17 protein-coding genes are annotated in these 15,576 nt (G+C 60.6%); 10 read left to right on the forward strand and 7 right to left on the reverse strand.

The window, feature by feature from the left end:
* The first annotated feature begins 157 nt into the window (after positions 1-157).
* Positions 158-934 (forward strand): hypothetical protein, encoded by a 777-nt coding sequence (locus IPK17_RS10035; RefSeq protein ID WP_343417554.1) that lies wholly within the window; start codon positions 158-160, stop codon positions 932-934.
* A gap of 64 nt (positions 935-998) precedes the next feature.
* Here the strand turns inward: IPK17_RS10035 and IPK17_RS10040 are convergent, their stop codons facing one another.
* The 3 genes from IPK17_RS10040 to IPK17_RS10050 all read right to left on the reverse strand — a co-directional run bounded on the left by IPK17_RS10040 (position 999) and on the right by IPK17_RS10050 (position 2,882).
* Positions 999-1,643 carry a class I SAM-dependent methyltransferase gene (locus IPK17_RS10040; RefSeq protein ID WP_343417555.1) on the reverse strand — a complete coding sequence of 215 codons (645 nt, stop codon included), beginning with the start codon at positions 1,641-1,643 and terminating at the stop codon, positions 999-1,001.
* Complete coding sequence (locus IPK17_RS10045) at positions 1,644-2,507, reverse strand: response regulator (RefSeq protein ID WP_343417556.1); 864 nt, start codon at positions 2,505-2,507, stop codon at positions 1,644-1,646.
* 210 nt (positions 2,508-2,717) lie between these two features.
* On the reverse strand, positions 2,718-2,882 hold the full coding sequence (locus IPK17_RS10050; RefSeq protein ID WP_343417557.1) for a DUF1328 domain-containing protein: 165 nt from the start codon (positions 2,880-2,882) through the stop codon (positions 2,718-2,720).
* Positions 2,883-3,110: 228 nt separating this feature from the next.
* On the opposite strand from IPK17_RS10050, the gene IPK17_RS10055 reads away from it, so the two are divergent.
* The 6 genes from IPK17_RS10055 (at position 3,111) to IPK17_RS10080 (ending at position 8,778) form a co-directional block, all read left to right on the forward strand.
* Positions 3,111-4,424 carry an ABC transporter substrate-binding protein gene (locus tag IPK17_RS10055; RefSeq protein ID WP_343417558.1) on the forward strand — a complete coding sequence of 438 codons (1,314 nt, stop codon included), beginning with the start codon at positions 3,111-3,113 and terminating at the stop codon, positions 4,422-4,424.
* 277 nt (positions 4,425-4,701) lie between these two features.
* On the forward strand, positions 4,702-5,619 hold the full coding sequence (locus tag IPK17_RS10060; protein ID WP_343417559.1) for a carbohydrate ABC transporter permease: 918 nt from the start codon (positions 4,702-4,704) through the stop codon (positions 5,617-5,619).
* Positions 5,620-5,625: 6 nt separating this feature from the next.
* Positions 5,626-6,489, forward strand: coding sequence for a carbohydrate ABC transporter permease (locus IPK17_RS10065; RefSeq protein ID WP_343417560.1), 864 nt, complete (start codon positions 5,626-5,628; stop codon positions 6,487-6,489).
* 174 nt (positions 6,490-6,663) lie between these two features.
* A complete protein-coding gene (locus IPK17_RS10070) occupies positions 6,664-7,311 on the forward strand; it encodes an acetoacetate decarboxylase family protein (protein ID WP_343417561.1) in 648 nt (215 codons plus the stop codon).
* Positions 7,308-7,838 (forward strand): GNAT family N-acetyltransferase, encoded by a 531-nt coding sequence (locus IPK17_RS10075; RefSeq protein WP_343417562.1) that lies wholly within the window; start codon positions 7,308-7,310, stop codon positions 7,836-7,838. Before IPK17_RS10070 ends, IPK17_RS10075 begins: the two co-directional genes overlap by 4 nt.
* A 268-nt stretch (positions 7,839-8,106) precedes the next feature.
* Entirely contained in the window at positions 8,107-8,778 is a 672-nt protein-coding gene (locus tag IPK17_RS10080; protein ID WP_343417563.1) for a CPBP family intramembrane glutamic endopeptidase, read from the forward strand.
* Between the two features lie 30 nt (positions 8,779-8,808).
* Here IPK17_RS10080 and IPK17_RS10085 read toward each other — a convergent pair whose 3' ends face one another.
* Positions 8,809-9,321 carry a hypothetical protein gene (locus IPK17_RS10085; RefSeq protein ID WP_343417564.1) on the reverse strand — a complete coding sequence of 171 codons (513 nt, stop codon included), beginning with the start codon at positions 9,319-9,321 and terminating at the stop codon, positions 8,809-8,811.
* A gap of 38 nt (positions 9,322-9,359) precedes the next feature.
* On the opposite strand from IPK17_RS10085, the gene yjjX reads away from it, so the two are divergent.
* From yjjX to IPK17_RS10100, 3 genes are all read left to right on the forward strand, one after another.
* The gene (gene yjjX / locus IPK17_RS10090) at positions 9,360-9,893 is read left to right on the forward strand and encodes an inosine/xanthosine triphosphatase (protein ID WP_343417565.1); all 534 of its coding nucleotides are present in this window, start codon (positions 9,360-9,362) and stop codon (positions 9,891-9,893) included.
* Between the two features lie 67 nt (positions 9,894-9,960).
* Positions 9,961-10,647, forward strand: coding sequence for a TVP38/TMEM64 family protein (locus IPK17_RS10095; protein ID WP_343417566.1), 687 nt, complete (start codon positions 9,961-9,963; stop codon positions 10,645-10,647).
* Positions 10,647-11,615 (forward strand): nucleoside hydrolase, encoded by a 969-nt coding sequence (locus tag IPK17_RS10100; RefSeq protein ID WP_343417567.1) that lies wholly within the window; start codon positions 10,647-10,649, stop codon positions 11,613-11,615. Before IPK17_RS10095 ends, IPK17_RS10100 begins: the two co-directional genes overlap by 1 nt.
* A gap of 302 nt (positions 11,616-11,917) precedes the next feature.
* On the opposite strand, the gene IPK17_RS10105 is transcribed toward IPK17_RS10100, so the two are convergent.
* From IPK17_RS10105 to IPK17_RS10115, 3 genes are all read right to left on the reverse strand, one after another.
* The gene (locus tag IPK17_RS10105; RefSeq protein ID WP_343417568.1) at positions 11,918-12,400 is read right to left on the reverse strand and encodes a pyridoxamine 5'-phosphate oxidase family protein; all 483 of its coding nucleotides are present in this window, start codon (positions 12,398-12,400) and stop codon (positions 11,918-11,920) included.
* Between the two features lie 72 nt (positions 12,401-12,472).
* A complete protein-coding gene (locus tag IPK17_RS10110; protein WP_343417569.1) occupies positions 12,473-13,378 on the reverse strand; it encodes a hypothetical protein in 906 nt (301 codons plus the stop codon).
* 72 nt (positions 13,379-13,450) lie between these two features.
* The gene (locus IPK17_RS10115) at positions 13,451-15,406 is read right to left on the reverse strand and encodes a heavy metal translocating P-type ATPase (protein ID WP_343417570.1); all 1,956 of its coding nucleotides are present in this window, start codon (positions 15,404-15,406) and stop codon (positions 13,451-13,453) included.
* Positions 15,407-15,576 lie beyond the last annotated feature (170 nt).

A 15,576-nucleotide genomic window follows, 5' to 3' on the forward strand; every position in this document is an offset into this window, starting at 1 on the left:
ACCGCATCCTGATCTGCGCTCAATCTGGCGGAGTATTGCCGACTTTCTCAGGGGTGTGTAATGAATCTTACAGTCTACTCATCTTCAGATCACACCCTACTTACCTATTTATTACAAAATTAATTGTTGAAGTTTTGGAAGAGTGTGGAGAGTGATTATGGCCGCAAATCAGCAGCCTGTGAACCGAACAACGACGACCACGGGGACGACTTACAGCCGTCCGACTGTGTACGATTACGACGCCACGATGATGATCACGCCGACTGACCGTGTGCGTTGGGGTCCCATCCTCGCGGGGCTGTTCACGGTTCTCGCAACGTTGGTATTTTTCACGCTGCTCGGGCTGGCGCTCGGGCTTGAAACGTTCAATGCCGACGATCCGCGCAGCTTCGGCATCGGCGCGGGCATCTACGGCATTATCGCCGGGTTGATCTCATTTGCGCTCGGCGGGTTTATCGCGGCGAAGACAGCGGCGGTGACCGGCGTCGGCAATGCGATCCTGCAGTCGGGCATGGTCTGGATTGTGACCATCGCGCTGATCGTCAACTTCATCGGCACGGGCATCGGCACGCTGCTGAATGTGGCGGGCAGTGCGGTGACCACGGCGGCGGATATCGCTTCGAATGTCGCGGGAGATGCCGCGGGCGTGGTGGCCAGCGATCCGAACCTGCAGGCGACCGCTCAGACGGGCGTGGAAGGCGCGGCGCCGGAACTCCAGGCGACGGCGGCTGCCCTCCCCGGTGAAGTTCAGGGCGCGCTTGAAGATGTGTCACCGCAGGAAGTCGAGCAGGCAGCGGACAACGTCGCGGATGCGGCGTGGTGGGCGCTGTTGGGTCTCGGCGTGACGGCGGCGGCGGCGTTGGGCGGCGGCCTCATGGGCACGCGGCGCAACCCGGTTGATATCGCGGCCGATCCGCGCATCTCGACGAACTAACGCGACTGCATGACTGTCGGCGGGGCGCACGGTTGTGCGCCCTGTTTGATTCAAAGTTGAGGAATTACTTCACCGCGGCCCCGGCGATGTGCGGGGAGTAGATCGGCACCGGCAGGCGGAAATGCTCGATCTGCACTTCACTGAACCCGGCCTGTTCGATGGTCGCCCATGTTTCGCGATTCAGCGTGCAGCCATCGCCGACCGCTTTCCAGACCGGGCGAATGATCGCCTGGACGCGGCGCAGCAGCGATTGGCGCGGCGCGGCGACATGTTCGATGAACACATAGCGTCCACCCGGTTTGAGCACGCGGCGCACTTCGCGCAGCACCTGCGCGGGATCGTCGACGGAACACAGCACCAGCGTGCCGACCACAGCATCGACGCTGGCGTCGCCTAAGGGAATATCTTCGGCGTGCCCGGGGTGCAGTTCAACAGCGCGACCGAGCTGCTGCGCGGCTTCCTCTATATAAGGAAACATGGCGGGGTTAGGCTCCAGTCCAATCCAGCGGACGTCCGGCGCGTAGTAGGTGAGGTTTGTCGCGGGGCCGGGGCCGATCTCCAGTACGGTGCCGCTCAAATCGCCGAGGAGCGCGCGCTTACGGCGCTCGTACTCCGGGCGCCGGCTCGCATTTTCGGCGGCTAGCGCGCGTGCGAACTGGCGCTGCCACCAGTTCGCACGGAGGATTTCAGCTTTGGGTTGAGGGCTCATCTAGGCGCGGGCGGGCGCATTTTGAGCGATCATCGCCTTGACGGCGCGCATCAACTCTTCGACCGCGACGGGCTTGCCGAGGAAGATATCCGCGCCCGCTTCGAGCGCCTTGCCCATCTGATAGCCCGCAGTCGCGCCCGAGACGACGAGCACGGGGATTTTCGCGGTATTCGGCTGGCGGCGCAGGAAGCGCACCAGATCAAAGCCATCCATATCGGGCAGCAGCAAATCCATGACAATGGCGTCAATCGATACCGTGCTCAGCGTGTTGAGCGCGCTCGCGGCGTTGGCGACGACGGTCACGCGGTAGCCCTGCATATCCAGCGCCAACTTGAACACGTTGCCGACATCCTTGTCGTCTTCGAGGACGAGCACGTGCTTGCCTAACCCGTTGAGCGGGTTCGTCTCCAGAATGATCGGCGGGACAGGCTGAGTATGCGCGGGCACCACCGCGAAGAACACCTGCAAGCGCAGGCGTCCCAGCGAGATCTCATCGCCATGCCGCAGGCGGTACTCGGTCGGCGGCGCGCACGTCACATCATTGATGCGCGTGCCGTTGGTGCTGTACAAATCCTGCAGCATCAACTTATCGTCGCGCATCACAATCGTCGCGTGTTTGCGCGAGACCCCTTTAGCGAAGGCGTCGCACGATGTCAAATCCACTTCCGGCTTAAAGCCAGTCACAGCGTCCGAGCGTCCGAGAATCATGCTGTCTTTGACCTGCACCTGAATGGTGATCGGCGTGCCTACGGCACGGAATTCGATGACCCAGGGCAGAGAATTGTCGAGTGGACCGGTTTTGGCGAGCATCTGTGATGGATGAGCATAAGCCGGTGGCTCCAAATGGCGTGTCTGGAACCGCATCGAGTCCTCATCTCCGTTCATATAATGGCTACTCCCGGTGAAAACATGGTTTACGTTTACAATCTTCAATCCACAATAGCGTAACAGCAAATGGGAAAAGTGTAATGCATCATTTTTGTTAGGAGTTGGTTTTGAGGGAAGACGGACGAGGAATCAAAAACGACAGCCTTAAGGTTTTGGCTGTCGTCTTTATGGTTTCGTCGCTGTGGGTTACAGGTTAACCCGACGGCCGAAGATCAACGACACGACGAACAGAATCAGGAAAACCACGAACAGGATCTGTGCGATCCCCGCCGCCGTCCCCGCAACGCCCGTAAAACCGAGGAACGCCGCGATCAACGCAATCACGAGGAAGATAATGGCCCAGCTTAACATCGTATTGCTCCTCTCCTCAGATCTTTCGCTCTCAGACATCAGTGGTGCGAGAGCTAAGTTACAAACAGTATATCTTTATTTTTATTGAAATGAATGGATTGACGTATTGTTCTAATGCATTCTTAACCATGAGTGTAATATAAAAGTTCATGCGTCATCTGGTGAAACGGCGCGCACGGGGTATACTCTGATATAGAAAGTGAAATTTTCTCCAAGGAGTTACGGATTATGGCAATTCGCCGCTTTAGTTTCTGGTTGATCCTCGTCGCTTTGTTGTTGGCGGTGAGTTCGCTGGTACAGGCGCAAGAGTCGGAACCGGTCATCGCTCCCGCCACCTGCACCGAACCCGGCACGCTCACCATGTGGGTCTGGGATGAGAATTGGGCTGAAATCATCGGCAGCGCCATTGAAGAATGGCAAGCGGATTACTGCCCCGGCGCGGAAGTCGACTTGCAAGTCCAACCGTGGCAGCAGTACTGGGATCTTCTGCGCACCAATGCGGCGGGCGGTGAACTGCCCGATGTGTTCAACATGTCGCAGGATCGCTTCTTCTTTTACGCCAGCAATGACGCCCTGCTCAACCTGCAGCCCTACCTCGATCAATTTGGCGTCGACACCTCCGTGTGGGGCACGGGCATGATCGACCCGTACCGCTGGGGCGAAGAGCGTGACCTGTACGCCGCTCCGGTCAACTGGGATACCATCGCCATTTACTACAACAAGGATCTGTTTGATGCCGCTGGCGTCGACTACCCCACTGCCGAATGGACGTGGGACGACTTCGCCGCGACCGCTCGCGCCCTGACCGATCCCGCCGCCGATGTGTACGGCGCAGCAGTCTACAGCGAATATCAGTCCGGCTACCCGAACTGGATCGCCGCGACCGGCATTCCGCCGATTGTCGGCGCGGCGCGGACGCAGTGCACGCTGCGCGAACGGCAAAGTCTGGAAGCGCTCAACTTCCTCAAGGGGCTGTATGACGAAAGCGTCATGCCCAGCGTGTCGATCATGGGTGGCGCGTCTGCCGACGATGCCTTCAATTACTGGTTAGCCGGGCGCGTCGCCATGGTGCAAGCGGGCTCGTGGAAGCTGCCCGCCGCCTTTGAGCAGGCCACCTTCAACTGGGACGTGGTGCAGATGCCGCGCTACCCGGAAAACGGTCGCACCCGCTCGATTTTGCACTCGGTCGGCTACGTGGCCGCCGCGGGCACGGATACCCCGGAACTCGCCGCGAACCTGATCACCTTCCTCGCCAGCGATGCGGGACAGAAGTATTTTGCCGAAGCGGGCGGTGTCGCCCCGGCTGACCCGGCGCTGCAAGACGAGTGGATCGCCGCCTTTGGCGACACGAACGTCAACATTCAGGCGTTCGTTGACGCCATTGAGGATTCGCAGGGTGTCACCGTGTTTGACGAAATCTGGGATGCGATTAACACGGAACTCGTCATCAACATCTTCGACCTCAACCTGAGCGTCGATGAAGCGACGCAGATCGCGTGTGAGGCCGTCGAAGCCCAGCTTGACGCGCAAAGCGGCAGCTAGTTAACGTGAGTTATGGATACGCTCTCTGACCCCACCCCGGCCCCTCCCCGAATTCAGGGAGGGGAGACACCAAAGCGCTGTTCGTCTCCCCTCTCCCCGCTTGCGTGGGAGAGGGGTTGGGGGTGAGGGGACGCGCAAATGACGCTTATCCCTAACTGTCGTTAGTCAGCAATTCCCTTGGTCGGGGTACGCCCAAACCGTACCCCGACACCCATTTCCCAACTGCAACCCTTGAAGCCGTCGTGGTCCAGCCTTGAGGGTGAGGTAACGCACCAACATGATGAATGTCTTTGGCAAAACTCCGCTGGCGCGCCGCCGCGCTTACTGGGGGATCGCGCTGGTCGCTCCGAACATTCTCGGGCTGGCCTTCTTCTTCGGCATCCCCGTCCTTATGGCGTTCCTGACATCGCTTCAAGAATGGAACGCGCTGCGTCCGCCCATCCCGGTCGGCCTGCAAAACTTTGAACGCCTCTTCCAAGACCCGGATTTCTGGCAAGCGCTCGGCAATACGCTCAAACTCCTGGTGTTCGTCGTGCCGACGGGCATCCTGCTGGCGATGGGGCTGGCGCTCCTGCTCAACCAGAAGCTGCGCGGGCGCGGATTCTTCCGCACGCTCTACTTCTTGCCCGTCGTCACCTCGACCGTCGCCGCCTCGATTGTCTGGACGTGGATCTTCCAGCCGCGCTATGGGCTGGTCGGCAACGCGCTGGCGATCTTCGGCGGGCGCGATACCAACTGGCTGACGCGTCCCGATCTCGTGCTCATCCCGATCGCCGTGGTGACGATCTGGCAGCGGCTCGGCTTCGACATGGTGCTGTTCCTCGCTGGCTTACAGTCAATCCCGCGCATTCTCTACGAAGCGGCCACCATCGATGGCGCGAATCGCTGGCAGAAGTTCTTCCACATCACCATCCCCATGCTCTCGCCGACCTCGTTCCTCGTGACCGTGCTCTCGGTGATCAACGCTTTCCAGATCTTTGATCAGGTGTACGTAATGACCTCGCGCACGACCCGCGGCGGGGTCGGCGGCAGCGCGACGACGCTCACCTACTTCCTGTACGACCGCGCGTTTGTCGGCTCAGAATTCGGTTACGCCTCGGCGATTGCGCTCGTGCTGTTCCTGCTCACACTGGCGTTCACGGTAGCGCAGTTCGGCTTGCAGCGGCGGCTGGTCTATTACGAATCGGGGGACTAAGGCAGCATGTCGATTTATCGCCAATACCACGATCAAGCGCCCGATGTTGCGCTGCCGCTGCAAGTGCTGTCCTACGCCATCCTGATCATCGGCGCGGTGGTGATGATTCTGCCCTTCGTGTGGATGTTTTCGACCGCGTGCAAGCCGCCGACCGAGCTAAATCTCCTGCCGATCCGCTTCATCCCCGACAACCCGCAGTGCGTCGAGAACCTCACCGCCCTGTTCGACCGTTCGCCGGACTTTCACCGGTACATGCTGCATTCCGCCTTCGTGACGGCGGCGCGCACCGTCGGCCAGCTGATCACCTGCTCACTGGCCGCGTATGGCTTCGCCCGCTTCAAGTTTCCGGGAAAGAACATCGTGTTCGCGCTGTCGCTCGGCCTGCTGATGATCCCATTTCAGGCGATTCTGATCCCCGAATATCTGCTCCTGCGCCAGCTCGACTGGCTGAACAGCTTCCGCGCGCTGATCATCCCCGGCGCGTTCAGCGCGTTCGCCATGTTCCTGCTGCGGCAGGCGTTCATGCAGATTCCGGTCGAATTGGAAGAATCCGCCATGATCGACGGCGCAAATCCGCTGCAAGTGCTGTACTATATCGTCTTGCCCTTATCGCGCGCGGCGCTGGTCGCCTTCGCCGTGATCACCGTACAAGCGGCGTGGAACGATTTTCTGTTCCCGCTGGTCGTCGCGAACGATCCGTCGACGCGCGTGGTGACGATCGGCATCGCGCTGCTGCAAGGCGAACGCAGCACGCCGTGGAATCTGCTGATGATGGGGTCGTTCCTCGCGACCGTCCCCATGCTGATTCTGTTCGTGGTATTGCAGCGCTATTTCATCGAAGGCGTGTCGATGACGGGCGTGAAGGGCTGACACAACCCCACCCCCGCCCCCTCCCCGAATTCAGGGAGGGGAGCCAGCAGAGGCGCTGCGCCCATCTCCAGACGTGTATGGGAGATGACCAAGGGAATGGGTAAATTGATACAGATCTACGTGTCTGTTTGGCGCAGGCTCTAACGTAATACATGGTTGACGAAAGGCGTTGGCTTGTCTGACTTGGTTGTTCGGCCTCCGTGGCAGCTCCGCGGGGATGGTTATGTGATTTTCTACCGCTTCGAGCGCGACTTTGCCCTCCAGTGGACGCCGCCCGAACTACATGATCGCTTTCGCGGCGGGACGGGCGCGGTCGCGTTCGTGAATTACAAAGACTCGCCGGTCGGCGGCTACGGCGAACTGCTGTTCATCCCCGGGCGCTTTGACGATGGCAAAAAGGCGCGCTTTTCGATCACGCGCATCTTCGTCTCGACCTATTCCAGCGTGATGAGCGGCCGCGCCAATTGGGGCATCCCCAAGGAGCGCGCCAGCTTCAACGTCGGCATAGACGACGAAGGTCTGGAGACACTCACCACCGAGGCGATCAACGGCGACCCGATTGCCCAGTTCAGCGTGCGCCCCGGCCTGCTCAAAATGCCGCTCCCGAATAATCGTCTGTTCCCGCTCCAGATCGTGCAATGGTGGGAAGGTCAGCAGTTCAACACCAAGTTCTGGGGCGGTGGGCGGCTCGGCTTGATGGATGTCGAGGGTCTGCACATCAACGGCGATCTGTTCCCCGACGTGAGCGGACAAACGCCCATCGGCGCAGTCAAGGTGTGGGGCTTCCGGCTGACCTTCGGCGTGCCCAAGATCCAGTCATGATCGTGCGTGAGGCCAGCGCCGCCGACGCCCGCGGTTATATCATGCTGATCAAGGGCATTCTCGCCGAGCAGCCCCCGGTCGATACGCCCTACGCGCCCGGCGAATTCAACCCGACGACCAGCACCATCCGTGAGTTGATCATCGAGTATAATGCGTCACCGAACGGCTTATTTCTCGTGGCCGAAGCGGACGGTGTCGTCGGCGCGTTGAGCTGCCGCGGTGGATCGCTGGCTGCGGACGCGCACACGACCGATCTCGGCGTGTATGTCGCCACAGACCACCGTGATCAAGGCGTGGGCAGCGCGCTGCTGCGGCACGCGGTCGCATGGGCGCAGGCCAGCTCCGTGGTCGAGCGCGTCGAACTGGAAGTGTTCGCCGGGAATGCCCGTGCGATCCACGTGTACGAGAAATTCGGCTTCGAGCGTGAAGGCGTCAAGCAGCGCAAGTATTATCGCGGCGGCGTCCCCATCGATATGGTCATGATGGCGCTGCTTCTGGATAAACCGGGTAGAAGCCACACTAGGTGATTTCAGGAAGCGATCTAGACGGTGACTAATTAGCGCATTCTCTGTCGGGACGAGGCATGCCGGTAAGTGCGTACAAAACCGTGGAAATGGGCTACAGGTCAGTTTTGGGATTTTGCGGACGCGATAAATCGCGTCCCTACGAGAAGATTGTCTTTGTGTAGGGACATTGCGCCGCCCCAACAGACTGTTCTGCGGAACTACCTCAAACGCATGACACACGCAAGTCCTCAAACGCATTGCCCAGCTTGAACCTGCCCCGCCGTGGTCGGTGGGGGCGGTCCTGCTGACGCTGGTCGCCGCTTTCATCGCGATCATCGTCGGGACGTTCTTCGGTTTCTCGATCTTTGGCGAAACCGCCAGTTACCGCGACATCGCCGGGTGGACGGTCAGCATGGTCTTGATCATCGGCTTGGTGTGGCAAACGCGCCGCCGTGACCGGGAGTGGCTACGGCTGAAACCGCCGAGCACGCCGCTTCCGCTCATCCTCTTCATCGCGTTTGGCGCAGCTGTCGCGACTGACCTGCTCGGCTTGGCGATCACGGGCGTGGTGCTGCCCGCCGCCGAACTCGTCAACCTCCGCGCCATGGGCATCGGGGAATGGGTGTTCGCCATCGTCTTCATGCTGATCGCGCAGCCCGTCGCCGAGGAACTGGTGTTCCGCGGTGTGGCCTTTCCGGTCGTGCGCAACCTCTTCAATCCGTGGGGCGGCCTCGTGATCAGCGCGCTGCTCTATGCGCTGTTTCACTTGCTGGCGTATCCTATTTCGAACAACGCCGCGCCCGCCGTCGGCCTATGGTACAGCCTGCTTCAACCGTTGATCGCCGGGTTGGTGATCAGCGCGGTGCGCGCCGCCACGGGGTCAACCCGCGCGGCGGTCATGGCGCACGCGGCGTTTGGCTTGTTCGCGGTGCTCAAACTGCTGCTGGTGGTCTCTGGTTAAATGCTCCACCGCGAACTAGCCGGGTACAACTTACCAAGTCACAATGTATGTGCAGCAGTCGCTCGCGCTGGGGGGAGGCACATTGTTGAGATAGCGCACAATCGCCTGCGGTTCGAAGCGCGCCGCGAAGCCATAAATGACCCCGTACACCATGTTACGCGGATAGGGATCGCAGATGTCAATCTGGATCTGGCGTTCGCCGGTGAGCGTAGCCGATGATGTTCCGGGGCAGTTTCGATTATTGTGATCGTAGGTTTTGGTCAGCATGAGCAGCGCCGACTCGACGGAATTGATCTCGCCCGGCAGCGGGACGAGGCTGGACACCTGCTTGCCGATGGCGACCAGATCAAACATATCCCCCTGGTCGACCTCGCGGAGGACGTCGAGCCACGCTTGTTGGGGGTACCACGCTGCTGGATCGATGGTGCCCAGCCCGTATTTCTGTAGAATGGGCACGGCGCGTTCACCCAACGCCATGCTCACGCCCATGATCGCTTGTCCGATGACGGTCGCTTTCGGATTTAGTGCCTTGAATTCTGCCATTGACCTCTCTCCGATGAATTGTGAAATGTGGAGCAAGCATGTCGCTTATTATCGTCGCTTCGACTAACCCTGTCAAAATTGCGGCGGCGCTGGCCGGTTTTCAGCGCATGTTCCCCCATGCGACCTATACCGCCAGCGGCGTCAATGTACCCTCCGGCGTGAGTCATCAGCCGATGTCCGATGACGAAACGCTGTTCGGCGCGACGACCCGCGCGGAGAACGCGCGCCAACACTCCCCCAACGCCGACTACTGGGTCGGCATTGAAGGCGGCGTCGACACGCACAGCGGCGCGCTGCAATCATTCGCGTGGGTCTGCGTGATCGGCGCGCAGGGGCACGTCGGCAAGGCGCGCACCGCCGCTTACTATCTGCCCGAAGAGACGGCGAGCCTCGTGCGCGGCGGCATGGAACTCGGCGACGCCGACGATGTCGTGTTTGGGCGCTCCAATTCCAAGCAGCAGAACGGTTCGGTCGGATTACTGACGGGTGACGTGATCGACCGGACGGCGTACTATGTCCCCGCGGTGATCCTCGCGCTCATTCCGTTCAAAAACCCGCAGTTCACGTTCTAGCAACCCGGCGTGACTCCCATGCGTACTGTGTGTTGTCATCCGTAATTCAGGTACGCGTGGGAGACCCATGACCTTACAGACAGAACCAACTGCCCGCCGGCGTTCGCTGCTGCCGTTGATCGGTGGCGCGCTGCTGTTCGCCATTGTCACTGGCGGCTTGATCGTGGCCCTGCAGGCCATCGGCGTGGACACTATTCGCGAGGCAATTCAGAGCGCGGGCGTGTTCGCGCCGCTGGTCTATATCGGCATCAAGGCGGCGACCTACGTGTTCGCGCCCCTCTCGAGCGGTCCGATTCAGGTCGGCTCCGGCATCCTGTTTGGCCTGTGGGAAGGCACGCTCTACACGCTGATCGGCGAAGTGCTCGGCGGGAGCATCAGCTTCTGGCTGTCACGCCGCTACGGACAGCGCGTTGTGCGCCGGATGGTCGGCGGTGACGACGGTCTGCGCAAAGTTGAAGATTTCATGGGGCAGATTGTCGACTGGAAGACGCTGAGCTACGCGCGCTTATTCCTGTTTCCGGTGTACGATTTCATCAGTTACGCGGTTGGCTTCTCCAAGTTGCGCTTCCGCACGTATGTGATCGTCTCCGTAGTGGTCGGCGCGATCCCAACGTTCGCGGCGGTTGCCTTCGGCACGGCGCTGACAGGCGAAAACAACCTGATCATCTATGCGGTCGTGGCGGTCGCGTGCGCCGTGCCGCTCCTGTTCCAAAAACAGCTTCGCCGCTTGCTCAAACTGGAGAAAAGTGCTTAATGGTTCGCAAATTCATCATCGACACCGATACCGCCTCGGATGACGCCGTTGCGCTGGTCATGGCGCTGCGCGCGCCCGACGTGGAAGTCGAAGCGATCACGATTGTCAACGGCAACATGCCCGTAGCGCAGGGGTCGCGCAACGCGCTCTACACCGCGCAGATGTGCGGACGCACAGATGTGCCCGTCTACATCGGCGCGGATCGTCCGCTCATGCGTCCGCGCGTACATGCGCACTGGTTTCACGGCGAAGACGGCATGGGCAACCAGTTCTATCCCCCGCCGGAACGTCAGCCGGAAGCCAAACACGGCGTGCAGGCGATCATCGATACGGTACGCGCCAATCCCGGCATCGTCATGGTGACGCTCGGCCCGCTGACCAACGTCGCGCTCGCTGTGCGCCAAGCGCCGGATATCGTCGGCAAGGTCAGCCGCTGCATCGTCATGGGCGGCGCGGCAGGGACGACCGGCAACGTGACGCCCGCCGCCGAATACAACATCTGGTGCGACCCGGAAGCGGCGCGCATCGCCTTCCATTCCGGCCTGCCGATTGAGATGGTTGGCTGGGAAGTCGCACGCGGCGAAGCCAACATCCTCGCCGAAGAGATGGAGATGATCCGCGGGTTTGGCACACCGCTGGCGCGCTTCGCGATGGACTGCAACAGCCACGCCTACAAAGCGACCATCGAGCAATCGGATGATCTCGGCTTGGGGTTGTACGATCCGGTCGCGATGGCGATTGCCCTCGACCCGACAATTTGTACCTATATGAGCAAGCATTTCGTCGATGTGGAGACCCAAAGCGAGCTCACGCGCGGCATGACCGTCGTGGATCGCTACGATGTGACGACGGACGAGCGCAACATCGACGTGTGGCGCAGTGTGCAGGAACACGGGAAAGATGTCTCGGTGTGCTGGTCGATTGACGTGCGGCGCTGGAAGGAACTGCTGTACTCGACGCTGCGGTAGAGCCTCACCCCTCAATCCCTCCTCCCAAGGGAGAGGGGCGAACCCGCACTCCGCTAGGGAGCGGCCTTTTGGCTGTCCGTCGCAGCGGACGCGATAAAGAGGGTATCCAATAAGGGTTTTCTCGTAGGGACGAGGCATGCCTCGTCCTCTTTTCCCTCTGAAAGAATTAGGACAAGGTATGAGGGTGTTGAAAAGGTTGGGGTGGGGGGGGGGGAGTCGTTCCCTCCTGGGAGGGGGGTCCCCTCTTCCCGCTTGTGTGGAAGAGGGGGTGAGGGGTAGAAACTAGATAAGCAGGGGTGAGGCTACGCAAACACCCAGCGCGTTGCCGTGTTGGGGAAATCGCTCTCTTTCCACGCCAACGCCTTGCGCGCCCGCAGCACATACACGACCCCCTCTTTCTGATTGCGGAAGTCCTGTACATAACCGGGATACTTCGCATTGTACACGCGTGACAGTTCATCGAGCAGATCGCCGTCGGTGACGAGCGCCGCCTCGCCTTCGAGCATGACCGCGTCGTCGCCGCTCTCCAGATGCATGGCGAGCGCCGGGTTCGCCGTCAGGTTCTTCGCCTTGCGCGACACCGAATCCGTGCTGAAGTAGAATGCGCCGTCGTGCCACAACCCCCAAACCGGAGCGGCGTGCGGTTTGCCGTCCGGCGTCACCGTGCTGATCCAGTAATTGCGCGCGTTGCTTAACTGACCTTCCACCCACGTCCAGTCGAGCATCCCCTGTTCGCTCTCGCTGATCCCGTAGCGCTCCATCTGCGGTCGTCCACGCTGTACCATAAGCACCTCGTTCTCAATTTTTATCATGGCAGAACTATATGTCGTAATCGGCAAAAATGTGCCGCTGAGCACCTATCGTTGGCTGATGCGGTGCAGCAGCGCCCGCGCTTGATCGAGCACGCGGGCTTTTTGTGCTGCCATGTCCGCTTCAAACCCCATGAGCGGCGCGACCGTGTCCAACGGCAGCCAGCCTTCCGCGATGAAGCGGAAATGGCACAGCCCGCCATCCGCCATGCCGAGCTGCACCGCGGGCAAAATCTCGCGCAGCACGTCGGGATCGGCTTCTTCGCGGATCTCAGCGGGCATCGTCTGGTAAGCGGCATAAAACGTGTCCCAACCGCGCTGCCCGCCGAGATTCCAGATGGCACGGAATAGGCTCTGGATCTCCGGGTGCTCGCCGAGACGTTCCGGAATGCGAATGGCGCTCGAAAACAATTCGCCGCGCGCATTCCAGTAAGCATTGACGCCGTACACGATACTCATCCGCCGCGCGTCGAGGATCGCCTGCTGTGGGTCGGCGTCCGCCAGCGCGTCAAGGCATTCTAACCCATGACGCAGATAGTTCGCGGCGCGTTCGCGCAGCCACGCTCGGTCTTCGCTCAAGCGCTTAACCTCCGCGACCGCCTCTTCCAGTCGCCCATCGCGGTCAAACAGCACGCGCGCGCCCCACAGCACTTCGAGGATGGTGTCGCCAAACTGCTCATTGGAGAACGGCGGCGCTTGCACGAGTTCCACCGCCTCGACCGTCAGCGCATCGAGCGGATCGATGTTGATCTCCCAGTAGATCCCGTCCTCAACCCCATCCTCAAATTCGTCCTCAGCTTGTGCCCAGTAACCATGAAAGTCGAGATCGGAGCCCGGCCACACGCGTCCGCGCGGCAGGGATCCGGTCAGCGCGCAGGCGACCAATTCGGGACGCGCCGCGAATTCGGCGTGTTTCTTGCGCGCCAGGACCTCAAGCCGTTCTGTGAGAGGCATATTGTCTCCTTGGGTAAATGAAAAGGACGAGGCATGCCTCGTCCCTACATATTACACAGATTTCTGTGCAGTTTACGCTTTTTTCGCTCGCTGCCGCTGAATTTCCGGGATGATCAGCAGACTGAGCAGGCCATTCATTACGACGATCACCGTGCTGCCCTCGTGACCGAGCACGCCGAGCGGCAGCGGCAGGTTGACCACAAACGCGCTTGTGATGAGCAGGACAATCACGGCAATGGCAAAGCTGATATTTTGCCACACCACGCGCCGCGCCTTCTTGCTCAGGTTGATGGCGTAAGGGATCAGTTCGAGGCGGTCGCCCATGAGCACGAGATCCGCCGTCTCCAGCGCGACATCCGTGCCCGCCGCGCCCATCGCAATGCCGATGCTGGCGGTCGCCAGCGCGGGCGCATCGTTCACGCCGTCGCCGACCATCGCCACCGCGCCGATCTTCGCTTCCAGCTCCTTGACGACCGTCACTTTATCTTCCGGCATCAAGCCCGCGTACACTTGATCAACGCCGACCTGTTGGGCGATATTCTGCGCGACTTTCTCGTTATCACCCGTGAGCATGGCGACTTTGACGCCCATCTTATGCAGCGTTTCGATGATGCCCTTCGCTTCCGGGCGGAGCTGATCCGCCAGCGCAATGAGGCCGAGCCACTGGCCGCCGCGCTGCACCAGCATAACCGTCTTGCCTTCGTCTTCCAATCGGTGGCGCGCTTCGGACAGCCGCGCCGGGAAGTCGCCGTTTTGCAGCAGATACTGCGGGCTGCCGATGTTCACGATCTGTCCATGCACAATGGCCTGCACCCCACGACCGGGGATCGCCTCGAAGTCGGTCACCTCGTCCAGCGGGATCTGGCGGGCGTGCGCCGCCGCCGCGACCGCTTTCGCCAGCGGATGTTCGGAACGCGACTCGACCGCCGCCGCGACGCGCAGCAGTTCGGTTTCGTCGCTCTCGTCACACGCAATCAGGTCGGTGACGGCGGGCTTGCCCTGCGTGAGCGTCCCCGTCTTGTCGAAGGTGATCGCCTTGACGACCGCCAGACCTTCCAGATACGCGCCACCCTTAAAGAGCACACCGCTGCGCGCGCCTGCCGCAATCGCCGAGATGAACGACGCGGGCGTGCTGATCACCAGCGCGCACGGCGAGGCGACGGTCATGAGCACCATCGCGCGGTAGAAATTGCTCGTGAAATCTACCCAGCCGAGCGCGGGCGGGATGACGATGAACAGCGCTACCGCGACGATGATCAGGGTGGCATAGCGCTGCTCAAACGTTTCGAGGAAGCGTTCGGTCGGCGCTTTGCTGTCCTGCGCCTCTTCCACCATCTTGATGATCCGCGCCAGCACCGTGTCCGAGGCGGGTTGCAGCGCTTCCACGTCGAGCATACCCTGCTGATTGAGCGTCCCGGCGAACACTTTGTCGCCCACGCCCTTTTCGACGGGCATCGACTCGCCCGTGATCGGCGACTGGTCAACCGCCGAACGCCCCGCTTTGACGATGCCGTCAACGGGCAGACGCTCACCCGGTTCGATCAGGATGAGATCGCCCACGCGAATCGTGCTGACTTTGACGACCTGCACACCGTTCGGCCCTTTGACTTTGGCCTCCGACGGGTACAGCTTGAGCAGAACACGAATCGCCTGGCGGCTGCGTCCGATGGCGTAGTCCTGCAGTACGTTGCTCAGCGAGAAGAGGAACAGCAGCGTCGCGCCTTCGTGCCACTGATCGACCAGCGCCGCGCCGAGCGCCGCGAGGATCATCAGCATATCGACATCCAGCCGCTTTTCGCGCAGGCTGCTCAATGCACCAATCGTGCCGAATAGGCCGCCCGCGACATAGGAGAGGATATTGACGATCAGGATCGCCAGCGGCGGCGCTTCCAACTGCTCCAAAATCAGACTAGTCACAATGGCGACGAGGGTGACGACGACGAGACGCGGCTCGAGCCATGCTTGGGTGAGCCAAATGGGTCGATTGCTGACCGCGGCGGTTTCCTGAGTGGTAATGACTGTAGCCATTTAAGCCCCGTTGTTATATTTTACAACACCAACAATTCCATTTTAACTCACATTAACTTGAAGATCAACATACGTTAGTGATGCTATAATCTGGCAAATTGTCACTTGCTGAGTTAAAAGTCGAAAATTGAAAGTCAAAAGTCGGTAATGAGCACTTCCTTTCAACTTTT

This window comes from Candidatus Flexifilum breve (assembly GCF_016713355.1).

What these genes read in the sequence shown, in the direction of transcription:
- IPK17_RS10045 (WP_343417556.1), bottom strand. Translation starts at nt 2,507, where the DNA reads ATGCGGTTCCAGACACGCCATTTGGAGCCACCGGCTTATGCTCATCCA.
- IPK17_RS10060 (WP_343417559.1), top strand. Translation starts at nt 4,702, where the DNA reads ATGATGAATGTCTTTGGCAAAACTCCGCTGGCGCGCCGCCGCGCTTAC.
- IPK17_RS10100 (WP_343417567.1), top strand. Translation starts at nt 10,647, where the DNA reads ATGGTTCGCAAATTCATCATCGACACCGATACCGCCTCGGATGACGCC.
- IPK17_RS10095 (WP_343417566.1), top strand. Translation starts at nt 9,961, where the DNA reads ATGACCTTACAGACAGAACCAACTGCCCGCCGGCGTTCGCTGCTGCCG.
- IPK17_RS10075 (WP_343417562.1), top strand. Translation starts at nt 7,308, where the DNA reads ATGATCGTGCGTGAGGCCAGCGCCGCCGACGCCCGCGGTTATATCATG.
- IPK17_RS10040 (WP_343417555.1), bottom strand. Translation starts at nt 1,643, where the DNA reads ATGAGCCCTCAACCCAAAGCTGAAATCCTCCGTGCGAACTGGTGGCAG.
- IPK17_RS10035 (WP_343417554.1), top strand. Translation starts at nt 158, where the DNA reads ATGGCCGCAAATCAGCAGCCTGTGAACCGAACAACGACGACCACGGGG.
- IPK17_RS10055 (WP_343417558.1), top strand. Translation starts at nt 3,111, where the DNA reads ATGGCAATTCGCCGCTTTAGTTTCTGGTTGATCCTCGTCGCTTTGTTG.
- yjjX (WP_343417565.1), top strand. Translation starts at nt 9,360, where the DNA reads ATGTCGCTTATTATCGTCGCTTCGACTAACCCTGTCAAAATTGCGGCG.
- IPK17_RS10115 (WP_343417570.1), bottom strand. Translation starts at nt 15,406, where the DNA reads ATGGCTACAGTCATTACCACTCAGGAAACCGCCGCGGTCAGCAATCGA.
- IPK17_RS10065 (WP_343417560.1), top strand. Translation starts at nt 5,626, where the DNA reads ATGTCGATTTATCGCCAATACCACGATCAAGCGCCCGATGTTGCGCTG.
- IPK17_RS10050 (WP_343417557.1), bottom strand. Translation starts at nt 2,882, where the DNA reads ATGTTAAGCTGGGCCATTATCTTCCTCGTGATTGCGTTGATCGCGGCG.
- IPK17_RS10110 (WP_343417569.1), bottom strand. Translation starts at nt 13,378, where the DNA reads ATGCCTCTCACAGAACGGCTTGAGGTCCTGGCGCGCAAGAAACACGCC.
- IPK17_RS10105 (WP_343417568.1), bottom strand. Translation starts at nt 12,400, where the DNA reads ATGGTACAGCGTGGACGACCGCAGATGGAGCGCTACGGGATCAGCGAG.
- IPK17_RS10085 (WP_343417564.1), bottom strand. Translation starts at nt 9,321, where the DNA reads ATGGCAGAATTCAAGGCACTAAATCCGAAAGCGACCGTCATCGGACAA.